This window comes from Ectopseudomonas toyotomiensis, assembly GCF_900115695.1.
GTDB lineage: Bacteria > Pseudomonadota > Gammaproteobacteria > Pseudomonadales > Pseudomonadaceae > Aquipseudomonas > Aquipseudomonas toyotomiensis.
This window is the reverse complement of sequence record NZ_FOXK01000007.1, coordinates 247,685-268,223: the sequence shown is the minus strand read 5'-3', so window position 1 is coordinate 268,223 and position 20,539 is coordinate 247,685. Positions and strand designations below refer to the sequence as shown.

The following is a 20,539-nucleotide window of genomic DNA, read 5'->3' as shown; positions in this document are numbered from 1 at the left end:
GTCAATACGCATAGCGCAGCAGCGCCGATGACAGCTGCCAGGTCGCCATGGCGCCCAGGACCGCGAGGCAGGCGGGCAGGACAATCCACCACAGGCGCGCCGGTAGCGCCGGCAGCGTTTCCTGGCGCTGACACAGCGCCAGGCTCAGGCCGCAGACGGCCGAGGCCAGCAGGGCGCCGGCGATGATGTCGCTGGGCCAGTGCACACCCAGGTAGACCCGCGACAGAGCGATCGCCGAGGCCGGCAGGCTCGCCACCACCAGCCAGGCCAGGCGCAGGCGTGCCGATTGACCACGGCCGGCCAGCACACCCAGCACCAGAAAGAAGGCAAAGGCTGCCGAGCTATGCCCGCTGGGAAAGCTGAAGGTGGTCAGTGGCTCGCTCAGCACGTCGGGGCGCGCCCGGGCAAAACCATGCTTGAGCGTGGTGTTGCCCAGCGCCGTGACCAGCAGGGTCGAGCCGGCGAACAGCAGGTGACGCCAGCGGCGTGCCAGTAGCAGCAGGATGCACAGCACCGCTGCGGCTACCAGCTGGATATGGAAATCGCCCAGTCGAGTGATGGTGCCGATCCAGCGATCCAGGTGCGTCTGGCGCTGTTCCTGGACCAGGGCCATCAGGCCCTGATCCAGTGCGTCGAGATGCGGCCAGCCGATGACGATGGCCAATAACAGCAACAGACTGAGACCGCCACCGAGCAGGCTGGCGCGCGGTTTTTCCGCCAGGCTGGCCTGGATGGTCAGCAGCAGAATCACTACGATACCCGCCAGCAGCACCGCCGCTTCTGTCCAGAAACCTTCTGCCATGGGGAGGCGCAGGGCCGCACCGGTCGCCCAGCCCGGTAGCAGGTACGCCACCGCCCAGCCGGCAGCTGCCACCAGACTGACCAGAACGAAGCGCAGCAGCGGCATGCTCAGCATGCCGGCTACCAGTGGCAGCATGGGGCGCAGCGGGCCGATGAAGCGACCGACCAGCAGGCTGGCCACGCCGTAATGGCGGAAATAAAGTTCGGCGCGCAGGATCCACTGCGGGTGGTGACGGAGCACCGGCAGGCGGCCGATGTTGTGCTTGAAGCGTCTGCCCAGCGAATAGGAAATCATGTCGCCACACAGCGCGCCGGCGTAGGCCAGCAGCAGCGTCTGCCACAACGTCAGTACGCCGCTGCCGGCCAGCAGCGCGACGCTGAACAGCAGCACCACACCGGGCAGCACAATGCCGACCAGTGCCAGGCACTCGAGCAGGGCGATAAGGAAGATCGCCAGACCCAGCCACTGCGGGTTGCCACTAAGCCAGGTGGTCAGGTTGTCCAGCCAGACACTCATCGTTCTGCTCCCGAAACACTCAACAATCGATAATCACGCCCTTCGACCTGACCACGACGCAAAGGGTTGCGTGTGCAATGGCGTGCGTAGGTGGCGTCAACGAAACGGTAGGGCAGGTGCTCGTCGCGGCCCTTGGGAATGCCCAGGCGCGCGCACTGGATGATCACGTGCGGGCGTTCGCCGACATCCTCGACGAACAGCTGCTGCGGGTCGAAGCGACGCGCATCCCAGTCCGCTACTTTCAGGCCCAGCGCTTTGCACAGCAGCGTCTGCCCGGCGCACAAACGTTCGGGGGCGCGGGGCTGGTCGAGGCTACCTGGGTTGTTGCGTTGCATTGCCGCCAGGGCATCGGGGCCGCTGATGGCGTCGACCCAGGGATGCGCGGATTTGATCAGTACCGCGTTGCCAGGCCCATGAGCGCTGAAGTTCAGCGAATCGCCGCCGCGCGCGTAGTACATGTAGATATGTCCGCCATCAGCGAACAGTGCCTTGCGCTTCTCGGTGTAGCCGAGCGATGCGTGGCTGCCCTTTTCGACCAGGTAATAGGCCTCGGTCTCGATGATCCGTGCACTCAGCCACAGCGCGCCGACGCGATGGCGGATGACCTTGCCGAGCAACTCGCGGGCCAGCAACTGGGCATCGCGATCAAAGAAGGTATCGGGCAATGGCCTGGCGCCGGGCCAGGGTAAACTGAGGGTGGGTTCAGCAGGCTTCATCTGTCGCACGGTGGCTGGGTATCGGGCGGCGAGCATAACAACAAGAAGCTTAAAAATGCCTGAACGTTCCAGCACCCTTGGTACCCATGTTTGCCCATCGGTGCACTACCTCGGCAAGCCCCGGCTTTGCCCAGCATTCATCACCTGGCGGACGAGCTGCCTACCGCTTGCCAGACGCCGCTGGGCGTGGCCTTGCGAGCCCGCTATAATCAGCCCCTTTTTCCAACTGCCAGACCTCCGCCGCCATGACCGAGTCCGTGCACGACTACATGACCCGCCTGGGCCAGGCCGCCCGCCAGGCGTCCAGGGTGCTCGCCCGTGCCAGCACCGCGCAGAAGAATCGCGCGCTGCAGGCCGCTGCCAATGCCCTCGACGCTGCTCGCGCCGAACTGACTGCCGCCAACGAACTGGACCTGGCTGCCGCCCGCGCCAGCGGTCTGGAGCCGGCCATGGTCGACCGCCTGGCGCTGACGCCGAAGGTGATCGACAGCATGATCGAAGGTCTGCGCCAGGTAGCGACCCTGCCCGATCCGATCGGCGAGATTCAGGGCATGCGCTACCTGCCGTCCGGCATCCAGGTCGGCAAGATGCGTGTGCCGCTGGGCGTGATCGGCATCATCTACGAGTCGCGGCCGAACGTGACCATCGATGCGGCCAGTCTGTGCCTGAAGTCCGGCAACGCCACCATCCTGCGTGGCGGCTCCGAGGCCATTCATTCCAACCAGGCGATTGCCCGCTGCATCCAGCGGGGCCTGGCCGAAGCGGATCTGCCGGCCGCCGCCGTGCAGGTGGTGGAAACCACCGACCGCGCTGCCGTCGGTGAGCTGATCAGCATGCCGGAGTTCGTCGACGTGATCGTGCCGCGCGGTGGCAAGGGTCTGATCGAGCGCATCAGCCGCGACGCCAAGGTACCGGTGATCAAGCACCTGGACGGCGTCTGCCACGTCTATGTCGACGTCGCTGCCGATCTCGACAAGGCCATCCGCGTCTGCGACAACGCCAAGACCCAGCGCTATTCGCCGTGCAACGCCATGGAGACCCTGCTGGTGCACCAGGCCATCGCCGCGCGTGTGCTGCCGCCGTTGGCCGCCATCTACCGTGACAAGGGCGTAGAGCTGCGTGGCGATGCCGCGACCCGCGAACTGCTCGGCAGCGACGTGCTGGAGGCGAGCGAGGACGACTGGTTCGCCGAGTACAACGCGCCGATCCTGGCGATTCGTATCGTCGACTCGCTGGATGCGGCCATCGAACACATCAACCACTACGGCTCGCAGCACACCGATTCGATCATCACCGAGAACTTCAGCGATGCTCGTCGCTTCCTCACCGAGGTGGATTCCGCTTCGGTGATGGTCAATGCCTCGACCCGCTTTGCCGATGGTTTCGAATATGGCCTGGGCGCGGAGATCGGCATCTCCACCGACAAGCTGCACGCCCGTGGCCCGGTTGGCCTGGAGGGGCTGACCAGCGAAAAGTACGTGGTCTTCGGCGATGGACACATTCGCACATAAATGAAACGGATCGGCGCCCGACGCATCGGCCTGCTCGGCGGTACCTTCAACCCGGTGCACATCGGGCATCTGCGTGCCGCACTGGAAGTGGCCGAGTTCATGGCGCTGGACCAGCTGCGGCTGATTCCCAGCGCCAGGCCGCCGCATCGCGACACGCCACAGGCAACAGCTGAGCAGCGTCTGGCCATGGTCGAGCTGGCGGTGGTCGGCGAGCCGCGGCTTACGGTCGATGATCGCGAGCTGCGCCGCGACAAACCGTCGTACACGGTGGACACGCTGGAGTCGGTGCGCGCCGAGCTGGCAGCAGACGATCAGCTGTTTCTGCTGCTCGGCTGGGACGCTTTCTGCGGCTTGCCGAGTTGGCATCGCTGGCAGGAACTGCTCGAGCATTGCCACCTGTTGGTGCTGCAACGGCCGGATGCCGACAGCGAAGCGCCGGAGGCGCTGCGCGATCTGCTGGCCGCGCGCAGTGTCAGCGACCCGCTGAGCTTGCAGGGAGCAGGCGGGCAAATCAGTTTTATCTGGCAGACTCCGCTGGCGATTTCCGCCACGCAGATTCGCCATCTACTGGCAACCGACCGCTCGGCGCGATATCTGCTGCCGGATGCGGTACTGGCCTACATCCAGGCGCACGATCTGTACCGTGCGCCCAATGCTTGAAACGCCGCGCATGTGCGCTGGCGTCCATTACACGAGGCAAATGAGTTTTATATGAGCAAGCAGAACATGCCCAGCGAAGAGCTGGTCAAGATCGCCGTGGCGGCGCTGGAAGAAATCAAGGCGACCGACATCACCGTGATCGACGTCAAGGACAAGACCAGCATCACCGACTTCATGGTGATCGCCAGCGGTAGCTCCAGCCGTCAGGTCAAGTCGCTGGTGGAAAACGTGCTGGAAAAGGTCAAGGAGCAGGGCGTGCGTCCGATCGGTAGCGAAGGTCTGGACAGCGGCGAATGGGCCCTGCTCGACCTGGGCGACATCGTCGTGCACGTGATGCTGCCGACCGCGCGTCAGTTCTACGACCTCGAGCGCCTGTGGCAAGGCGCCGAGCAGAGCCGCGCCCAGCACAGCGCCGAGTAAGCCTGGATCGTGCGGATCAAGTTGATCGCCGTCGGTTCGCGCATGCCGCGCTGGGTCGAGGAGGGCTGGCAGGAGTACGTCAAGCGTCTGCCTGCCGAACTGCCGCTGGAACTGGTGGAAATCCCCCTCAATACCCGCGGCAAGAATGCCGACGTTGCCCGCCTGATCCGTCAGGAGGGTGAGGCCATGCTGAGCAAGGTGCAGCCTGGCGAACGTATCGTCACGCTGGAGGTCCATGGCAAGCCATGGAGCACCGAGCAACTGGCGGCGGAGCTGGAGCGCTGGCGTCTCGATGCGCGCAACGTCAACCTCATGGTCGGCGGTCCGGAAGGGCTGGCGCCGGAGGTCTGTGCGCGTAGCGAACAGCGTTGGTCGCTGTCGCCACTGACCCTGCCGCATCCGCTGGTGCGTATTCTGCTCGGCGAGCAGATCTACCGAGCCTGGACCGTACTGTCCGGCCACCCGTATCACAAGTGATCACCTAGTCATGCCGCAGCCGATTCGCCTCAAGGATCACGAAAAGGACGCTCGCCTGGTCAAGCGCCGGGTGGTGTTCTGTGCTGTGGCCATCATCGTGCTGACCTGCCTGTTGATCATGCGCATGTACTACCTGCAGGTGGTGCAGTACGAGCATCACAGCACCCTGGCGGAAAACAATCGCATCCATGTGCAGCCGCTGCCGCCGACCCGTGGGCTGATCTTCGACCGCAATGGAGTGATCATTGCCGACAACCGTCCCAGCTTCAGCCTGACCGTGACCCGTGAGCGCGCCGGTGACTGGTTGAGCGTGCTCGATACGGTGGTCGAGGTACTGGAGCTTGCCGATGACGACCGGGCGCTGTTCGAACGCCGCGTGCGCCAGGGGCGGCGCCCGTTCGAGCCGGTGCCGATCCTGTTTGAGTTGTCCGAAGAACAGATCGCGCGTATCGCCGTCAATCAGTTCCGCCTGCCGGGCGTCGAGGTGGCCGCGCAACTGGTGCGTCATTACCCGCAGCAGGAACACTTCGCTCATTCGGTCGGCTACGTCGGGCGCATCAACGAGCAGGAACTCAAGCGCCTGGACCCGACCGATTACGCCGGCACCCACCATATCGGCAAGACCGGTATCGAGCGTTTCTACGAGGACGAGCTGCACGGTGAGGTCGGCTACGAAGAGGTAGAGACCAACGCGCGTGGCCGCGTTTTGCGGGTGCTCAAGCGCGTCGACCCGAAACCGGGCAAGGACATCGTTCTCAGCCTCGATGTACAGCTGCAGGAGGCGGCCGAGAACGCCCTGGGTGGTCGACGTGGAGCAGTGGTGGCCATCGATCCGAACAATGGTGAAGTGCTGGCGATGGTCAGCCAGCCCAGCTTCGACCCCAATCCCTTCGTCACCGGTATCAGCTTCAAGGCCTATGGCGAGTTGCGCGACTCCATCGATCAGCCGCTGTATAACCGGGTGCTGCGTGGCCTCTATCCACCAGGCTCGACCATCAAACCGATGGTGGCCGTGGCCGGTCTCGATGCCGGCGTGGTCACCCCCACTTCGCGGGTGTTCGACCCCGGCTTCTACCAGTTGCCCAATCACAGCCACAAATACCGTAACTGGAACCGCACAGGTGACGGCTGGGTCGATCTCAACCTGGCCATTGCTCGCTCCAACGACACCTATTTCTACGATCTGGCGCACAAGATGGGCGTCGACCGCATGCATGACTACATGAGCCGCTTCGGCCTCGGGCAGCGCGTGGCGCTGGACATGTTCGAGGAAACCGCCGGCCTGATGCCCTCGCGTGACTGGAAACGGGCACGTTATCGTCAGCCTTGGTACCCGGGCGAGACGCTGATTCTCGGTATCGGTCAGGGTTACATGCAGACCACGCCGCTGCAGTTGGCGCAGGCCACCGCGCTGATGGCCACGCGCGGCAAGTGGATTCGCCCGCACCTGGCCAAGAGCATCGACGGCCGCCTGCCCGCGGACCCCAATCCGATGCCCGATATCGTCCTGCGTGATCCGAAATTCTGGGATTACGGCATTAACGGCATGGAAGAGGTATTGCACGGCCCGCGCGGTACCGCGCGCAAGGTCGGTGACAGTTCGGTCTACCGCATCGCTGGAAAAAGCGGTACGGCGCAGGTGGTGGCGATCAAGCAGGGTGAGAAGTACGACCGCAACAAGGTGCAGGAGCGCCATCGTGACCACGCCCTGTTCATTGGTTTTGCGCCGGCGCAGAAGCCGCAGATCGCCGTAGCGGTCATGGTGGAAAACGGCGAGTCCGGTTCCGGTGTCGCCGCCCCGGTGGTCAAGCAGGTGATGGACGCCTGGCTGCTGGATAAAGAGACCGGTCAGCTCAAAGCCGAATTCGCCTTGCCCCAGACTGCCGAGGTCAGCCAGCGATGATCAGCAATTTCGACCGCACCCTGTCCGACGAGGACGTACTGCGTCGTCGCGCCAGCCTGTTGCAGCGCATGCATATCGATGGCTGGTTGCTGTTGCTGCTGCTGATCCTGGGTACTGGCAGCCTGTTCATTCTTTATTCGGCCAGTGGCAAGAACGTCGACCTGCTCCTCAAGCAAGCCTCGTCTTTCGGCATCGGCATGCTCGCGGTGGTGGTGATCGCCCAGTTCGACCCGCGCTTCATGGCACGCTGGGTGCCCTTGGCCTACGTGGCGGGCGTCGGCCTGTTGATGGTGGTCGAGCTGATGGGGCACACGGCGATGGGGGCCACGCGCTGGATCAACATTCCCGGGGTGATCCGCTTCCAGCCCTCGGAGCTGATGAAGATCATCATGCCTATGACCATCGCCTGGTACCTGTCGCGGCACAACCTGCCGCCGCGTTTCAAGCATATCGCCATCAGCCTGGCGATGATCGGCGTGCCTGTTGTGCTTATTGCCAAGCAGCCTGATCTGGGTACCTCGCTGCTGATCCTGGCCTCTGGCGCCTTCGTGGTGTTCATGGCCGGCCTGCAGTGGCGCTGGATCATTGGTGCCGCTGCCGCGGTGGTACCGATCGCGGTGGGCATGTGGTACTTCGTCATGCATGACTACCAGAAGCGCCGTGTGTTGACCTTCCTCAACCCTGAGAGCGATCCGCTGGGGTCGGGGTGGAACATCATCCAGTCCAAGGCGGCGATCGGTTCTGGTGGCGTATTGGGCAAGGGCTGGTTGCTGGGTACCCAGTCGCACCTGGATTTTTTGCCGGAAAGCCATACGGACTTTATCATTGCCGTGCTCGCGGAGGAGTTCGGTCTGGTCGGCGTCTGTCTGTTGTTGCTGCTCTATCTGCTGCTGCTGGCGCGTGGCCTGGTGATTACCGCCCAGGCACAGACGCTGTTCGGCAAACTGCTGGCCGGGGCGCTGACCATGACCTTCTTCGTCTACGTATTCGTCAACATCGGCATGGTCAGCGGGCTGCTGCCGGTGGTTGGGGTGCCGCTACCCTTCATTAGTTACGGCGGAACCCATCTGGTCACGCTGTTGTCAGGCTTCGGGGTATTGATGGCGATCCACACCCACAGAAAGTGGATCGCTCAGGTTTGATTTTGGGGGTTTTGAGTTAATGCATTCTCTGCGTAGTTGGGCTGCTCGTACGCTCATTGGAGTCGGTATCGCCGGCGCGCTTGGTACTGGTGCACACGCGCTGGCGGCCGATTACGACGGGTCGCCGCAGGTGGCCGAGTTCGTCGAGGAAATGACCCGCGACTATGGCTTCGCCAGCGAGCAACTGATCAGTCTGTTCGCCGAGGTCGAGCGCAAGCAGGCGATCCTCGATGCCATTTCGCGCCCAGCAGAGAAGGTCAAGCCCTGGAAGGAATACCGGCCGATCTTCATTACCGACAAGCGCATCGCCCAGGGCGTGGAGTTCTGGAGCAAGAACCAGGCTGCGCTGGAAAAGGCCGAGGCCGAGTACGGTGTGCCGCCTCAGTTCATCGTCGCCATCATCGGCGTGGAAACCTTCTACGGTGGCAACACCGGCAGCTGGAGAGTGATGGACGCGCTGTCCACGCTGGCCTTCGACTACCCGCCACGCGCGCCGTTCTTCCGCAAGGAGCTGCGCGAATTTCTGCTGCTGACCCGTGAGGAGCAGGTCGACCCGATCACCCTCAAGGGGTCTTATGCTGGCGCCATGGGCTTGCCACAGTTCATGCCGAGCAGTTTCCGTGCTTACGCCGTGGACTTCGATGGCGACGGGCATATCAACATCTGGAGCAACCCGACCGATGCCATCGGCAGCGTTGCCAGCTATTTCAAGCGTCACGGCTGGCAGGCCGGCGGTCAGGTCGCCAGCCGTGTCGAGGTCAGCGGGGCTCGCGTCGACGAAGGCCTGACCCAGGGGCTGGACCCGATCAAGAACGTCGCCGAGCTACGCGAGCTGGGCTGGAACAGCCAGGACGAACTGGCTGAAGACCTGCCGGTGACCGCGTTTCGTCTGGAAGGCGCGCAAGGCGACGAATACTGGTTCGGTTTGCCCAACTTCTACACCATCACCCGCTACAATCGCAGCGTGATGTATGCCATGGCGGTCAACCAACTGGCCGAGCTGCTGGTCGAAGCGCGGAGTAAACAATGAGTGTGTCCAAACTGCTGCCACTGACTGCCTGTGTAACGGCTGCGCTGTTGCTGGCAAGCTGCTCGTCCAGTCGAGCGCCGCAGCCTGCGGTGGTGCCCGGTCAGTCGACTGGCATCTCCGGTCCGGATGATTTCAATCGACCGCACAAGGATGGCGCGCCCTGGTGGGACGTCGACGTGTCGAAGATTCAGGACGCCATCCCCATGCCCCATTACGGGCCGGTCAAGGCCAGCCCCTATGTGGTGTTCGGCAAACAGTACTACCCGATTCAGGACGCTCGTCGCTACCAGGCGGTCGGTCCGGCTTCCTGGTATGGCACCAAGTTTCATGGCCAGGCCACTGCCAACGGCGAGACCTACGACCTGTACGGCATGACCGCAGCACACAAGACGCTGCCGCTGCCCAGTTACGTGCGGGTGACCAACCTGGAGAACGGCAAGGTCGTGATCCTGCGGGTCAACGACCGTGGGCCGTTCTACTCCGACCGCATCATCGACCTGTCCTTCGCAGCGGCGAAGAAGCTCGGCTATGCCGAGAAAGGTACCGCGCGGGTCAAGGTCGAAGGTATCGATCCGCATGAGTGGTGGGCGCAGCAGGGCCGTCCGGTGCCGCTGGTGCTGGCCAACAATCAGCCGGCCAAGGCTGCCGTTGCCCAGCCCGTCGCGCAGCCTGTGCCGCAGCCTGTCGAGCATTACTCGCCGCCGCCGACACAGCACGCCGCTGCGGTGGTGCCGGTGCAGATCGACGCAAAAAAAAACGATTCACTCGGAGCCTCTGGCCTGTATCTCCAGGTGGGAGCCTTCGCCAATCCGGACGCTGCGGAGCTGCTCAAGTCCAAGCTGACCCAGACCAGCAGTGTGCCGGTGTTCATCAGCTCAGTGGTGCGCGACCAGCAGATTCTGCATCGGGTGCGCATGGGGCCGATCAGCAACCAGGGCGAGGCTGAGCAGCTGCAGAGCAGCGTGCGCCTGGCCAATCTGGGGCAGCCCACGCTGGTACGTGCCGACTGAGGGCAACTTAACCGGCGTTTGCCGGACTAAATCCGAGGCTCGCCGTTCGCGGCGAGCTGTCCGATGGCCCATATGGGTCGCTAAACCCAAGTAATGAATCTCGAGAGACGGATGAACATCACCAGCTTCGCGCAACGTGCCTTCCTCTTCCTGGGCCTGCTGAGCGCTCCGCTCGCCTGGTCCAGCCAGCAAGTGGTCCCCGCGCCCCCGCAATTGGCGGCGACTTCCTATGTCCTGATGGATGCCGCCAGCGGCCAGGTCCTGGTGGAGAACAACGGTGATCAGCGTCTGCCGCCGGCCAGCCTGACCAAGCTGATGACCGCCTATATCGCGACTCTGGAGATCAACCGGGGCCAGATCAAGGAAAGCGACATGGTCCGCGTCAGCGAAAAGGCCTGGCGCAAGGGCGGTTCGAAGATGTTCATCGAGGTGGGCAAGGAAGTCTCGGTGGATGACCTGCTGCACGGCATCATCATTCAGTCCGGCAACGATGCCAGTATTGCCATCGCCGAGCACATCGCCGGTAGTGAAGATGCCTTCGCCGACATGATGAATACTCATGCCCAGCGTCTTGGCATGAGCAACTCCCACTTCATGAACTCCACTGGCTGGCCGGATCCGGAGCACTATTCCTCGGCCCACGACATGGCCAAACTGGCCCGCGCGATCATCTACGAAGATCAGGCTCACTACGATATCTACAAGCAGAAGGAATTCTTCTGGAACGGCATCAAGCAGCCCAACCGCAATCTGCTGTTGTGGCGCGACAACACGGTTGATGGCCTGAAAACCGGTCACACCGAGGAAGCGGGCTACTGCCTGGTGGCTTCCGCCGTGCGTGACGGCCAACGTCTGATTGCGGCGGTGTTCGGTACCGTCAGTGAACAGGCCCGTGCTGCCGAAGTGCAGAAGCTGCTGACCTATGGTTTCCGTTTCTTCGAAAGCCGCACCTTCTATCAGAAAGGCGCCGAGCTGGCTCAGGCCACCGTCTGGAAAGGCACTGCGCATCAGGTCAAGGCCGGCCTCGCCGAAGACCTGACCCTGACCATGCCCAAGGGCCAACTGGAAAAACTGCAGGCCAGCATGACCCTCAATCCGCAACTGATCGCACCGATCCAGCAGGGCGATGTGATCGGCAAGGTCGAAGTCAAATTGGGTGACGAGGTGGTGCGCAGCACTGACCTGGTAGCGCTGGAATCGGTTGAAGAGGGCGGCTTGCTGCGTCGTCTGTGGGATAGCATTCGGATGTTCTTCTTCGGCCTGTTCAACTGACGGCCACCTCCGAAAGCGACCAGCGTTGTCGTCATGGCGTTGAAACAGGCTGCAGCAGTGCCCATTTACATGCTGTAAGCCGCGCTTCTTCGCCTGACTGCTCCGTCTGCGCTTTAGAGGCCTCCGATTTAGCCCGGCCGCTCCAATCCGGAGCGGCCCTTTCTGGACGGGCCACAAGCCCGCTGATGCCATGACCGATAGCGACGTTCAACCGCCAAAAATCGAATTCCCCTGCGAGCGTTACCCGATCAAGGTTATCGGCACCGCTGGTGAGGGTTTCGCCGACCTGGTGATCGAAGTGATCCAGCGCCACGCCCCCGATCTGGATGCCTCCACGCTGGTGATGCGTGACAGCCGCAACGGTAACTTCATTTCCGTCCAGGTGCTGATCACAGCCACCGGTGTCGAGCAATTGCAGGCGATTCACGTCGACCTGCGTGCCACCGGCCGCGTGCATATGGTGCTGTGATAGCCATGCCCGAGCTTGTCGTCCGTCACCTAGGATTGGTCGACTACCAGCCCACGCTGGAAGCCATGCGCGAGTTGACCCATGAGCGCGATGCGCAGACCCCGGACGAAATCTGGTTGCTGCAGCATCCCAAGGTGTTCACTCAGGGCCAGGCTGGCAAGGCCGAGCATGTACTCGCTGCCGGCGATATTCCGGTGATTCAGGTCGAGCGCGGCGGGCAGGTGACCTACCACGGCCCCGGGCAATTGGTGGCCTATCTGATGCTGGATCTGCGTCGCCTTGACCTTGGTGTGCGTGAACTGGTCACCGCCATGGAGCAGAGCCTGGTGGAGCTGTTGGCCAGCTATGGCATCGAGGCGGCGCCCAAAGCGGATGCGCCGGGCGTCTATGTGGCAGGTGACAAGATCGCCTCGCTGGGGCTGCGCGTCAGCCGTGGCTGCTCCTTCCATGGCCTGGCGCTGAACGTCGATATGGACATGTCGCCTTTCCTGCGCATCAACCCATGCGGCTACGCGGGGCTGAAGATGGTGCAGATGCGTGACCTGCTGCAATCGCCGCCTGCGTTCGACGAGGTGTCGCGACGTCTGGAGCAGGTACTGCGTGTCCGTCTGGGTTACGCGTAGCACGTCGCCACCCATCGGCGATTTCTTGGTGCGCACGGCGCAGCCTACTGCAAGCAACGAAAAAGGGACGCCGAGGCGTCCCTTTCGTTTTCCCTGGGGATTTGTCTCAGTTCAGATTCAGTGCCGGAATCAGGCTGGCATTAACTTCCTGGCCAGGCACCGGAACCGGAGCGGCGAGACCCAGGTTGTTCTTCTCGAACACGCGGTCGGCGCGGTAGCTGGAGCGCACCAGCGGGCCAGCGGCGACTTCCATGAAGCCTTTCTCCAGGCCGATGTCGCGCAAGCGGTTGAATTCTTCAGGGCTGACCCAGCGTTGCACCTTGAGGTGGTTGCGCGTGGGTTGCAGGTACTGGCCGAGAGTGAGGATGTCCACGCCGATGGCGCGCAGGTCATCCATGGTCTCGAGGATTTCCTCGTCGGTTTCACCCAGGCCGAGCATCAGGCTGGTCTTGGTCAGCACGTCGGGGCGGTGCTTCTTGGCGTGCTCGAGCACCTTTAGGGTCTTCTCGTAGCCGGCGCGTGGATCGCGAACCACATAGGTGAGGCGTTTGACTGTCTCGACGTTCTGCGCAAAGACTTCGAGACCGGAGTCGACCACGCGCTCGATGGCCTGATGATCGCCATCGAAATCCGGGGTCAGGGCTTCGACCACCACCTGCGGGGTGTTTTCCTTGATCGCTCGCACGCAGGCTGCGTAGTGGCTGGCGCCGCCATCTTCGAGATCGTCACGGTCCACCGAGGTCAGCACGATATAACGCAGGGCCATCAGCTCCACCGACTTGGCGGTGTTCTGCGGCTCTTCCAGGTCAAGCCAGCCATTGGGATTGCCGGTGTCCACGGCGCAGAAGCGGCAGGCGCGGGTGCATACCGAGCCCATGAGCATGATGGTGGCCGTGCCGTTGGACCAGCATTCGCCCATGTTCGGGCAGTGCGATTCCTGGCAGACGGTACTCAGGCGGTGTTCGCCGACGTTGCGCTTGACCGCCTCGAAACGGCTACCACCAGGAGCCTTGACCCGCAGCCACTTGGGCTTGGGTTCGAAAACCTGGGGTTCGGCCGAGGCGCGGCGCTTCTGACCATCCTTGATCGCGGTAATGCCTTGGGCGGTGCGAAATTTTTCGCCGCTGGCGACGGATTTGGGCGAGGAGGTGTCGGACATCGGAAATCTGGGCTCCGGTAGAGGCTCCGTGGGCAGGTGGCTTTTGGCCGCCGGCCAGTCTATCACAGAAGGTGTATGCAGACGCTGGGGCCGCCTGTCGACAAAACACCGCCAAGGCGTTTTGGGGAGGCGGCGCTGTGACCGGTCGGCAAGGGGCTTGCCGATGATGGTAAGCCCCTCTGAGGTGTCAGTGCTGGATTCAGCGTGTGCGCAGCTGTTGCAGCAGTTGGGTGTTGGGGTAGCCATCGGCAGGCCAGTTTAACTGCAGTTGCAGGGCGCGAATGGCCTTGCGCGTATTGGCGCCGATGATGCCGTCGGCCGGGCCTGGGTCGAAGCCGGCCTGGGCCAGCAGTTCCTGCAGTTCGACACGTTCACTACGCCCCAGCTGACGCTCACCCCGGGGCCATTGCCCCTTGATTTCGGTGGTGCGTAGCAGGTTGTCGGCGAGCAGGCCGATGGCCAGCGCGTAGGACGTGGAATTGTTGTACTTGAGGATGCTGCGGAAGTTGTCCAGCAGCAGGAAGGCCGGGCCTTGATGCCCTGCAGGCAGCTGCAGGCTGGCACGGGAGCTCGCCGCTGCGCCTGTCGGTGCCAGAGGCCGAACGCCGAGCTCTGCCCATTCGGCCAATGTGCGGCGCTGATCCGGGTCGGCCAGGGCGTAGTCGAAGCCGCTTGGCAGGTTCACTTCGAAGCCCCAAGGCTGCCCACGCTGCCAGCCTGACGCCTGCAGATAGTGGGCGGCCGAGGCCAGGGCGTCGGCCTGGGAGTTCCACAGATCGCGCTTGCCGTCGCCGTCGAAGTCGACCGCATGCTGGTTGTAGGTGGTGGGCATGAACTGGGTCTGGCCCATGGCGCCAGCCCAGGAACCGATCATGCGTTCGCTGGGCACATCGCCGTTCTGCAGGATTTGCAGGGCGGCCAGTAACTGAGCACGCCAGAAGCCCTGGCGGCGGCCGTCATAGGCCAGGGTGGCGAGGGAGCGGATGACGCTGTGGCTACCGATATTGTTACCGAAGTTGCTCTCCAGGCCCCAGATGGCCACCAGGATCTGCGCTTCGACACCATATTGCTGCTCGATGCGTTGCAGCATGGCGTTGTGCTGGGCCAGCAATACTCGGCCGCGGCCGATGCGGCTGGAGGAGACGGCACCGTCGAGATATTCCCATACCGGGCGAGTGAACTCGGGCTGACTGCTGTCTGCCTTGAGCACCGCAGGGTCAGGGGTGACGCCAGCGAATACGCGATCGAACAGCGCCGCGTCGATGCCGGCGGCAATCGCTTCGCTACGCATGGCCTGACGCCAGTCGGCGAAACTGGGCAAGGTTGTTTCGGTGGCAGTCTGAACCGCTGCAGGGGCTGTGGCGGTAGGCAGATTTTCCGCCGGGGCCTGGGCGCAGGCCGCCAGCAGCAGAAGAGGAAGCAGAGCCAGGACGCGACGAGGAAGCTGGTGTGGCATGTCTATCTCAGGACGTTTAAGCAGGCGCTTACCTTAGCATGCTCGGGCAACAGGCAGGGCCATCAGTGAGTCGACATACCCCATAAAGCAAGAAGCCTCCCAATTGTGGGAGGCTTCGCGGCGGTAGCTGCCTTTGCCTTTCTGTGGTCGTTCCTGGCGGGAGCGAAACAGCGGTTGGGCGACGATGGATTTGGCCTTGTTCGGCCGTTTGCCGGTTTTCTTGCTCATGGCATTTCCTCATGCAGACTGGCCTGCGCCTATGCAGGCGGCGAGGACTATGCGCCGCTGTACAGAAAATGTCCAGATGGGGCTCAGAGCGAGTGCAGCCGCCATCACCAAGTGGTGGTTTGTACCCGCGCTACGTTGCGAGACGTAGCCGCTGTCCGGCCAGTTGCAGGGTCAGCATGGCCAGCTCGCTCCACGGATCGCCAGCCGCCTGGCCTTTGATCTGCGCATCGATCAGTTGCGCCTGCTGCAATAACTGGCCCCAGCGCTTGCTGCTGTGGCGCTGCAACGCCTTGGAAACCAGCGGACGGCGCTTGTCCCAGATGGGGGGGCGGGCACTGGAGAAGGCCTTGTCCAGCGGGATGCCCTGGCTTTGCTGGTGGGCGATGCCGGCCAGCAGGCGAATCTCGCGGGCCAGCGCCCAGAGAATCACCGGGGTTTCCACGCCTTCACCACGCAGGCCTTCGAGTACGCGCAGGGCGTGGGCGGCATCGCCAGCCAGGGCGCAGTCGATCAGGCCGAATACGTCGAAGCGGGCGCTGTCGGCCACGGCCGCCTGCACGGTTTCGGCATCCACCTGGTTGCCTTCGGCGAGCAGCTTGAGCTTTTCCACTTCCTGGGCGGCGGCCAGCAGGTTGCCTTCGACGCGCGCGGCGATCATGTCCACGGCATCGGCGCTGGCGCTCAGGCCGGCCTGAGCGAGGCGCTGGCGAATCCACTGCGGCAACTGGTTGGCGTCTACCGGCCAGATCTGAATGAACTGGCTCACCTGACCGTCGATCAGCGCCTTGGCCCATTTGGATTTCTGCGTGCTGCCGTCGAGCTTGGGTAGGCTCAGCAGCAGGACGGTGTCCTCGGGCGGCCGGGCCAGGTACTCGAGCAGGGCGGCTGTGCCCTTGTCGCCTGGCTTGCCGGAAGGCAGGCGCAGTTCCAGTAGGCGTTTCTCGGCGAACAGCGAGAGGCTGGCGCCAGCCTGTAGCAGGTTGCCCCAGTCGAAGTTGGCTTCGGCATTGAACACCTGGCGTTCGCCGAACCCCTGCTGGCGGCAGGCATTGCGAATGGCGTCAGCGGTTTCCTGGCACAGCAATGGCTCGTCGCCGCTGATCGCATAGACAGGTGCCAGTGCGCCTTGCAGGTGTTTGCCGAGTTGCGCTGGGGCAAGCTTCATCGGGTTGATGTCATCAGGGGCAGGGCGTCGGGCCGCGGCTGCGGCCCTTGGGCCTTTAGCGGGACGGCAGTTCGATCGGCGACTGCTGCGGCGCGACCTGGCTCTCACGAGCCCGGCGCTGCGCTTCCAGGGCTTCGGCTTCGGCCTTGGCGCGGGCTTCGGCGGTCTGCTGCAGTTGGTCCAGTCGCTCGGGCGTGATCTGCTGTAGGCTGAACATCAGTTGCTGGATCATTTCACGGCGCAGCTCGCTACGCAGCTGAGCCGCTTCCTGGTCGGAGCCGGCCAGGTTGTTGTCGTCCTGCTGGTAGTAGTTCTGCACTTCCACCTTGTTGCCGGTCAGCAGCAGGTTCTTCGCACCGCGGATTTCGTATTCCAGACCCATGGTCAGCTCGTACTCGGCGGTACGTGCGCCGCTGCTGTAGCTGGCGCCGCGACGATTCTCGGTCTCGCGGGCGATCACCAGCTTGTAGGGGGCGCCGGAGTAGACGCGAACGTCGTTGTTCTCCAGCACTTCACGTACTTGCTGCACGGTGTCGCCGTAGGCATCACGCGCGCTGACGTCGAGTTCCGTGAGGGCGAACTGCACATCGCCGGTGCCACGCAGCTGGAAGCCGCATGCGCTGAGCAGGCCAGCCAGGCCGATGACCAGCAGATTCCGTTTCATCATTCTCATATCCCCTTGGCGGATCACGGCGCCACACATGTGTGGCGCCGAGCTTAATCAGTTGGCGACTATGTTGACCAGCTTGCCTGGCACCACGATGACCTTGCGAATGCTCAGACCTTCGGTGAAGCGCAGGACGTTCTCGTTGGCACGAGCGGCGGCCTCGACGTCTTCGCGGCTGGCGCTGGCCGCAACGATGATCTCGCCGCGCAGTTTGCCATTGACCTGTACCACCAGCGTCAGGCTGTCCTGAACCAGGGCGGATTCATCGACCTGCGGCCACTGCGCGTCGATCACCGCATCGGCATGACCCAGGCGCTGCCACAGCTCGTGGCTGATGTGCGGGGTGATTGGTGCCAGCAGCAGAGTGACGATTTCCAGACCTTCGTGCACCAGCGCGCGGTCCTGTTCGGTAGCGGTGGCGGCCTTTTCCAGCACGTTCATCAGGGTCATCACCTGGGCGATGGCGGTGTTGAACTTGTGGTGCTGACCGATATCGTTGCTGGCCTGCTTGATCGCCAGGTGAATGGCGCGGCGCACGGCTTTCTGCTCGTCGGTGAGAGCGGAGACATCCAGCTTGCCCGGCAGACCGGCGCTGACATGGCCCTGAGCCAGACGCCAGACACGACGCAGGAAGCGGTTGGCACCCTCGACGCCGGCATCCGACCATTCGCAGCTCATGTCGGGCGGCGAGGCGAACATCATGAACAGGCGGCAGGTGTCGGCGCCGTATTGGTCGATCATGTCCTGTGGGTCGACGCCGTTGTTCTTCGACTTGGACATCTTCTCGGTGCCGCCGATCTCCACCGGCAGACCGTCGCTCTTCAGCTTGGCGCCGATGACCTTGGCCTTGGCATCACGCTCGACCTCGACGTCGACCGGGTTGAACCAGTCCTTGCCGCCGTTTTCCAGGGTGCGGTAGTAGGTCTCGGCAACCACCATGCCCTGGGTCAGCAGATTCTTGAACGGCTCATTCGATGACACCAAACCTTCGTCGCGCATCAGCTTGTGGAAGAAGCGCGCGTACAACAGGTGCAGGATGGCGTGTTCGATGCCGCCGATGTACTGATCCACCGGCAGCCAGTGGTTGGCGGCCTGCGGGTCGACCATGCCGCCCTCGTAGTGCGGGCTGGCGTAGCGGGCGAAGTACCAGGACGACTCGACGAAGGTGTCCATGGTGTCGGTTTCGCGCTTGGCCGGTGCGCCGCATTTCGGGCAGCTGCACTCGTAGAACTCGGGCATCTTCGCCAGCGGCGAACCGGCGCCGTCCGGCACCACGTCTTCGGGCAGCACCACCGGCAACTGGTCTTCCGGCACCGGCACATCGCCGCAGCTATCGCAGTGGATGATCGGGATCGGGCAGCCCCAGTAGCGCTGGCGGCTGATACCCCAGTCGCGCAGGCGGAACTGGGTCTTGCGCGCGCCGTGTTCGCTGGCTTCGAGGTCGCCGACGATGGCGTCGAAGGCGGCGCTGAAATCCAGACCGTCGTACTTGCCGGAGTTGATGGTGGTCAGGCCGGCCTTGTCGCCGTACCAGTCCTGCCAGGCGCTGGCGTCGTAGTCCTTGCCTTCACCGGCATACACCTGGGTGATCGGCAGGTCGTACTTGTTGGCGAATTCGAAGTCGCGCTCGTCATGCGCCGGCACGGCCATTACCGCGCCTTCGCCGTAGCCCCAAAGCACGTAGTTGGCGACGAACACAGGCAGTTTGTCGCCGGTCAGCGGGTGGATCACGAACTGGCCGGTGGCCAGGCCCTTTTTCTCCATGGTGGCCATGTCGGCCTCGGCCACGGAGCCGGCCTTGCATTCGGCGATGAACGCAGCGATGGCCGGGTTGCCCTCGGCGGCGCGTTGGGCCAGCGGATGCTCGGCGGCCACGGCGACGTAGGTCGCGCCCATCAGGGTGTCGGGGCGGGTCGAGTAGACTTTGAGCTGGCCGTCGATGCCGATGCTGGCAACGTCGTAGTCGAACACGATGTCGGCACCGAAGCTCTTGCCGATCCAGTTGCGCTGCATGGTCTTGACCTGCTCGGGCCAGCCATCCAACTCATCCAGGCTGCTCAGCAGCTCTTCGGCATAGGCGGTGATCTTGAAGTAGTACATCGGGATTTCGCGCTTCTCGATCAGCGCGCCCGAACGCCAGCCACGGCCGTCGATGACCTGCTCGTTGGCCAGTACGGTCTGGTCCACCGGGTCCCAGTTGACGGTACCGTTCTTGCGGTAGATCACGCCCTTTTCGAACAGGCGGGTGAACAGCCACTGTTCCCAGCGGTAGTAGTCCGGCTTGCAGGTGGTGACTTCGCGCGTCCAGTCGATGGCCAGGCCCAGCGATTTGAGCTGGGACTTCATGTAGGCGATGTTTTCGTAGGTCCACTTGGCTGGCGCTACCTGGTTTTTCATCGCGGCGTTTTCCGCCGGCATGCCGAAGGCGTCCCAGCCCATCGGCTGCAGCACGTTCTTGCCCTGCATGCGCTGGTAGCGCGCGATCACGTCACCGATGGTGTAGTTGCGCACGTGCCCCATGTGTAGCTTGCCGCTGGGGTAGGGGAACATCGACAGGCAGTAGAAGGTGTCCTTGCCGGGTTGTTCGCTGACGACGAAGGATTTCTGCGCGTCCCAGTGGGACTGCGCGGCGGCTTCTATTTCACGGGGCGAGTACTGTTCGTGCATGGCTCTGGCGCTGAAGGAATGGGGCTTGCGGAAAACGTCGTAGCATACATGAGCGCCGTCTATCGAGGGAAACCCAGATTGTGCCGCGTCCGCCGTTTGTCGCGGCGCCGGGCTGCGCGCGGGGCCTTCGCTAAGCTTTATTCAAGGCCCGCGGTTGTCGGGGCTCGCGAGGTGTTAGATGGCGGATGTACGGCAGGCGGAACGGGGTGGTGGCCTTTACGAGCGACTGTTGCAAAGGCTTGCCCTGGCGCTGGAGGAAGCTGATACCGCCAGCCGCCTGCATGCCGAGCCGCTGCGCGAGCTGGAGCTCGATGGGTTGAGTCCGGCGGAGCTGGACCTGATTCGTGCCTATCTCAACCGTGACCTGCACTGGCTGCGTGGCTGGCATGCGGCGGCCGAGGAGCTGGCGCTGATACAGCGCCAGCCAATTCGCATGGGCAAGGGCGTCTCTGCCCGTCCGGTGGCCAAGGCCAAGCCCCTTCTCAAGCGGCGCCAGGCCTTGTGCTGTGCTCTGTGCGGTACGCCGGTGACCTGGCAGCGAGGCCAGAATGCCCAGGCCTGTCAGGCCTGCGGTTCGAAGCTGTTTCGCAGTGGCAATTCCCGCTAGCTGCTTCGGTTCGGGCTTCCTGTTTCGCCTTTACTCCTG

General features: G+C 63.4%; 19 protein-coding genes and 1 pseudogene. 12 read left to right on the top strand and 8 right to left on the bottom strand.

Features of this window, described 5'->3' with window-relative positions; translation table 11 throughout:
* Window position 1: 1 nt before the first annotated feature.
* Window positions 2-1,318 (bottom strand): bifunctional DedA family/phosphatase PAP2 family protein, encoded by a 1,317-nt coding sequence (locus tag BM186_RS16175; protein ID WP_074916588.1) that lies wholly within the window; start codon window positions 1,316-1,318, stop codon window positions 2-4.
* Window positions 1,315-2,034, bottom strand: coding sequence for a DNA-3-methyladenine glycosylase (locus tag BM186_RS16170; protein WP_074916761.1), 720 nt, complete (start codon window positions 2,032-2,034; stop codon window positions 1,315-1,317). Before BM186_RS16170 ends, BM186_RS16175 begins: the two co-directional genes overlap by 4 nt.
* Before the next feature lie 245 nt (window positions 2,035-2,279).
* Between BM186_RS16170 and BM186_RS16165 the strand changes: the two genes are divergently transcribed.
* The 11 genes from BM186_RS16165 (at window position 2,280) to lipB (ending at window position 12,551) form a co-directional block, all read left to right on the top strand.
* The gene (locus BM186_RS16165) at window positions 2,280-3,545 is read left to right on the top strand and encodes a glutamate-5-semialdehyde dehydrogenase (protein ID WP_074916586.1); all 1,266 of its coding nucleotides are present in this window, start codon (window positions 2,280-2,282) and stop codon (window positions 3,543-3,545) included.
* On the top strand, window positions 3,546-4,205 hold the full coding sequence (nadD, locus tag BM186_RS16160; protein ID WP_074916584.1) for a nicotinate-nucleotide adenylyltransferase: 660 nt from the start codon (window positions 3,546-3,548) through the stop codon (window positions 4,203-4,205).
* A gap of 66 nt (window positions 4,206-4,271) precedes the next feature.
* Window positions 4,272-4,625: a ribosome silencing factor gene (gene rsfS, locus BM186_RS16155; RefSeq protein WP_003240193.1), complete on the top strand. Its 354-nt coding sequence runs from the start codon at window positions 4,272-4,274 to the stop codon at window positions 4,623-4,625.
* A gap of 9 nt (window positions 4,626-4,634) precedes the next feature.
* Complete coding sequence (gene rlmH, locus BM186_RS16150) at window positions 4,635-5,102, top strand: 23S rRNA (pseudouridine(1915)-N(3))-methyltransferase RlmH (RefSeq protein WP_003240195.1); 468 nt, start codon at window positions 4,635-4,637, stop codon at window positions 5,100-5,102.
* Between the two features lie 10 nt (window positions 5,103-5,112).
* Window positions 5,113-7,005 (top strand): penicillin-binding protein 2, encoded by a 1,893-nt coding sequence (gene mrdA, locus BM186_RS16145; protein WP_074916582.1) that lies wholly within the window; start codon window positions 5,113-5,115, stop codon window positions 7,003-7,005.
* Window positions 7,002-8,147, top strand: a complete 1,146-nt coding sequence (gene rodA, locus BM186_RS16140; RefSeq protein WP_072424423.1) for a rod shape-determining protein RodA — start codon at window positions 7,002-7,004, stop codon at window positions 8,145-8,147. Before mrdA ends, rodA begins: the two co-directional genes overlap by 4 nt.
* A 19-nt stretch (window positions 8,148-8,166) precedes the next feature.
* Window positions 8,167-9,177, top strand: coding sequence for a lytic murein transglycosylase B (mltB, locus tag BM186_RS16135; protein WP_074916580.1), 1,011 nt, complete (start codon window positions 8,167-8,169; stop codon window positions 9,175-9,177).
* Complete coding sequence (locus tag BM186_RS16130) at window positions 9,174-10,187, top strand: septal ring lytic transglycosylase RlpA family protein (RefSeq protein WP_074916578.1); 1,014 nt, start codon at window positions 9,174-9,176, stop codon at window positions 10,185-10,187. The genes mltB and BM186_RS16130 overlap by 4 nt, the downstream gene beginning before the upstream one ends.
* Before the next feature lie 111 nt (window positions 10,188-10,298).
* The gene (locus BM186_RS16125) at window positions 10,299-11,459 is read left to right on the top strand and encodes a D-alanyl-D-alanine carboxypeptidase family protein (RefSeq protein WP_021489490.1); all 1,161 of its coding nucleotides are present in this window, start codon (window positions 10,299-10,301) and stop codon (window positions 11,457-11,459) included.
* Window positions 11,460-11,649: 190 nt separating this feature from the next.
* Window positions 11,650-11,928 carry a DUF493 domain-containing protein gene (locus BM186_RS16120; protein ID WP_074916576.1) on the top strand — a complete coding sequence of 93 codons (279 nt, stop codon included), beginning with the start codon at window positions 11,650-11,652 and terminating at the stop codon, window positions 11,926-11,928.
* A 5-nt stretch (window positions 11,929-11,933) separates the two neighbouring features.
* Entirely contained in the window at window positions 11,934-12,551 is a 618-nt protein-coding gene (lipB, locus tag BM186_RS16115) for a lipoyl(octanoyl) transferase LipB (protein WP_074916575.1), read from the top strand.
* A gap of 106 nt (window positions 12,552-12,657) precedes the next feature.
* Here the strand turns inward: lipB and lipA are convergent, their stop codons facing one another.
* The 6 genes and pseudogenes from lipA to leuS all read right to left on the bottom strand — a co-directional run bounded on the left by lipA (window position 12,658) and on the right by leuS (window position 19,893).
* On the bottom strand, window positions 12,658-13,710 hold the full coding sequence (gene lipA, locus BM186_RS16110) for a lipoyl synthase (protein WP_021489488.1): 1,053 nt from the start codon (window positions 13,708-13,710) through the stop codon (window positions 12,658-12,660).
* A 199-nt stretch (window positions 13,711-13,909) separates the two neighbouring features.
* On the bottom strand, window positions 13,910-15,166 hold the full coding sequence (locus tag BM186_RS16105; protein WP_064494968.1) for a lytic murein transglycosylase: 1,257 nt from the start codon (window positions 15,164-15,166) through the stop codon (window positions 13,910-13,912).
* Window positions 15,167-15,247: 81 nt separating this feature from the next.
* Window positions 15,248-15,394: pseudogene (gene arfA / locus BM186_RS16100) on the bottom strand (alternative ribosome rescue factor ArfA); the annotation flags it as partial.
* A gap of 130 nt (window positions 15,395-15,524) precedes the next feature.
* Window positions 15,525-16,559, bottom strand: a complete 1,035-nt coding sequence (gene holA / locus BM186_RS16095; protein ID WP_074916573.1) for a DNA polymerase III subunit delta — start codon at window positions 16,557-16,559, stop codon at window positions 15,525-15,527.
* Between the two features lie 55 nt (window positions 16,560-16,614).
* A complete protein-coding gene (locus tag BM186_RS16090; protein ID WP_072424415.1) occupies window positions 16,615-17,226 on the bottom strand; it encodes an LPS-assembly lipoprotein LptE in 612 nt (203 codons plus the stop codon).
* A 54-nt stretch (window positions 17,227-17,280) separates the two neighbouring features.
* Complete coding sequence (gene leuS, locus BM186_RS16085) at window positions 17,281-19,893, bottom strand: leucine--tRNA ligase (RefSeq protein ID WP_074916571.1); 2,613 nt, start codon at window positions 19,891-19,893, stop codon at window positions 17,281-17,283.
* Between the two features lie 178 nt (window positions 19,894-20,071).
* Here leuS and BM186_RS16080 point away from each other — a divergent pair, with 178 nt between their 5' ends.
* Window positions 20,072-20,500: a hypothetical protein gene (locus tag BM186_RS16080; RefSeq protein WP_074916569.1), complete on the top strand. Its 429-nt coding sequence runs from the start codon at window positions 20,072-20,074 to the stop codon at window positions 20,498-20,500.
* Window positions 20,501-20,539 lie beyond the last annotated feature (39 nt).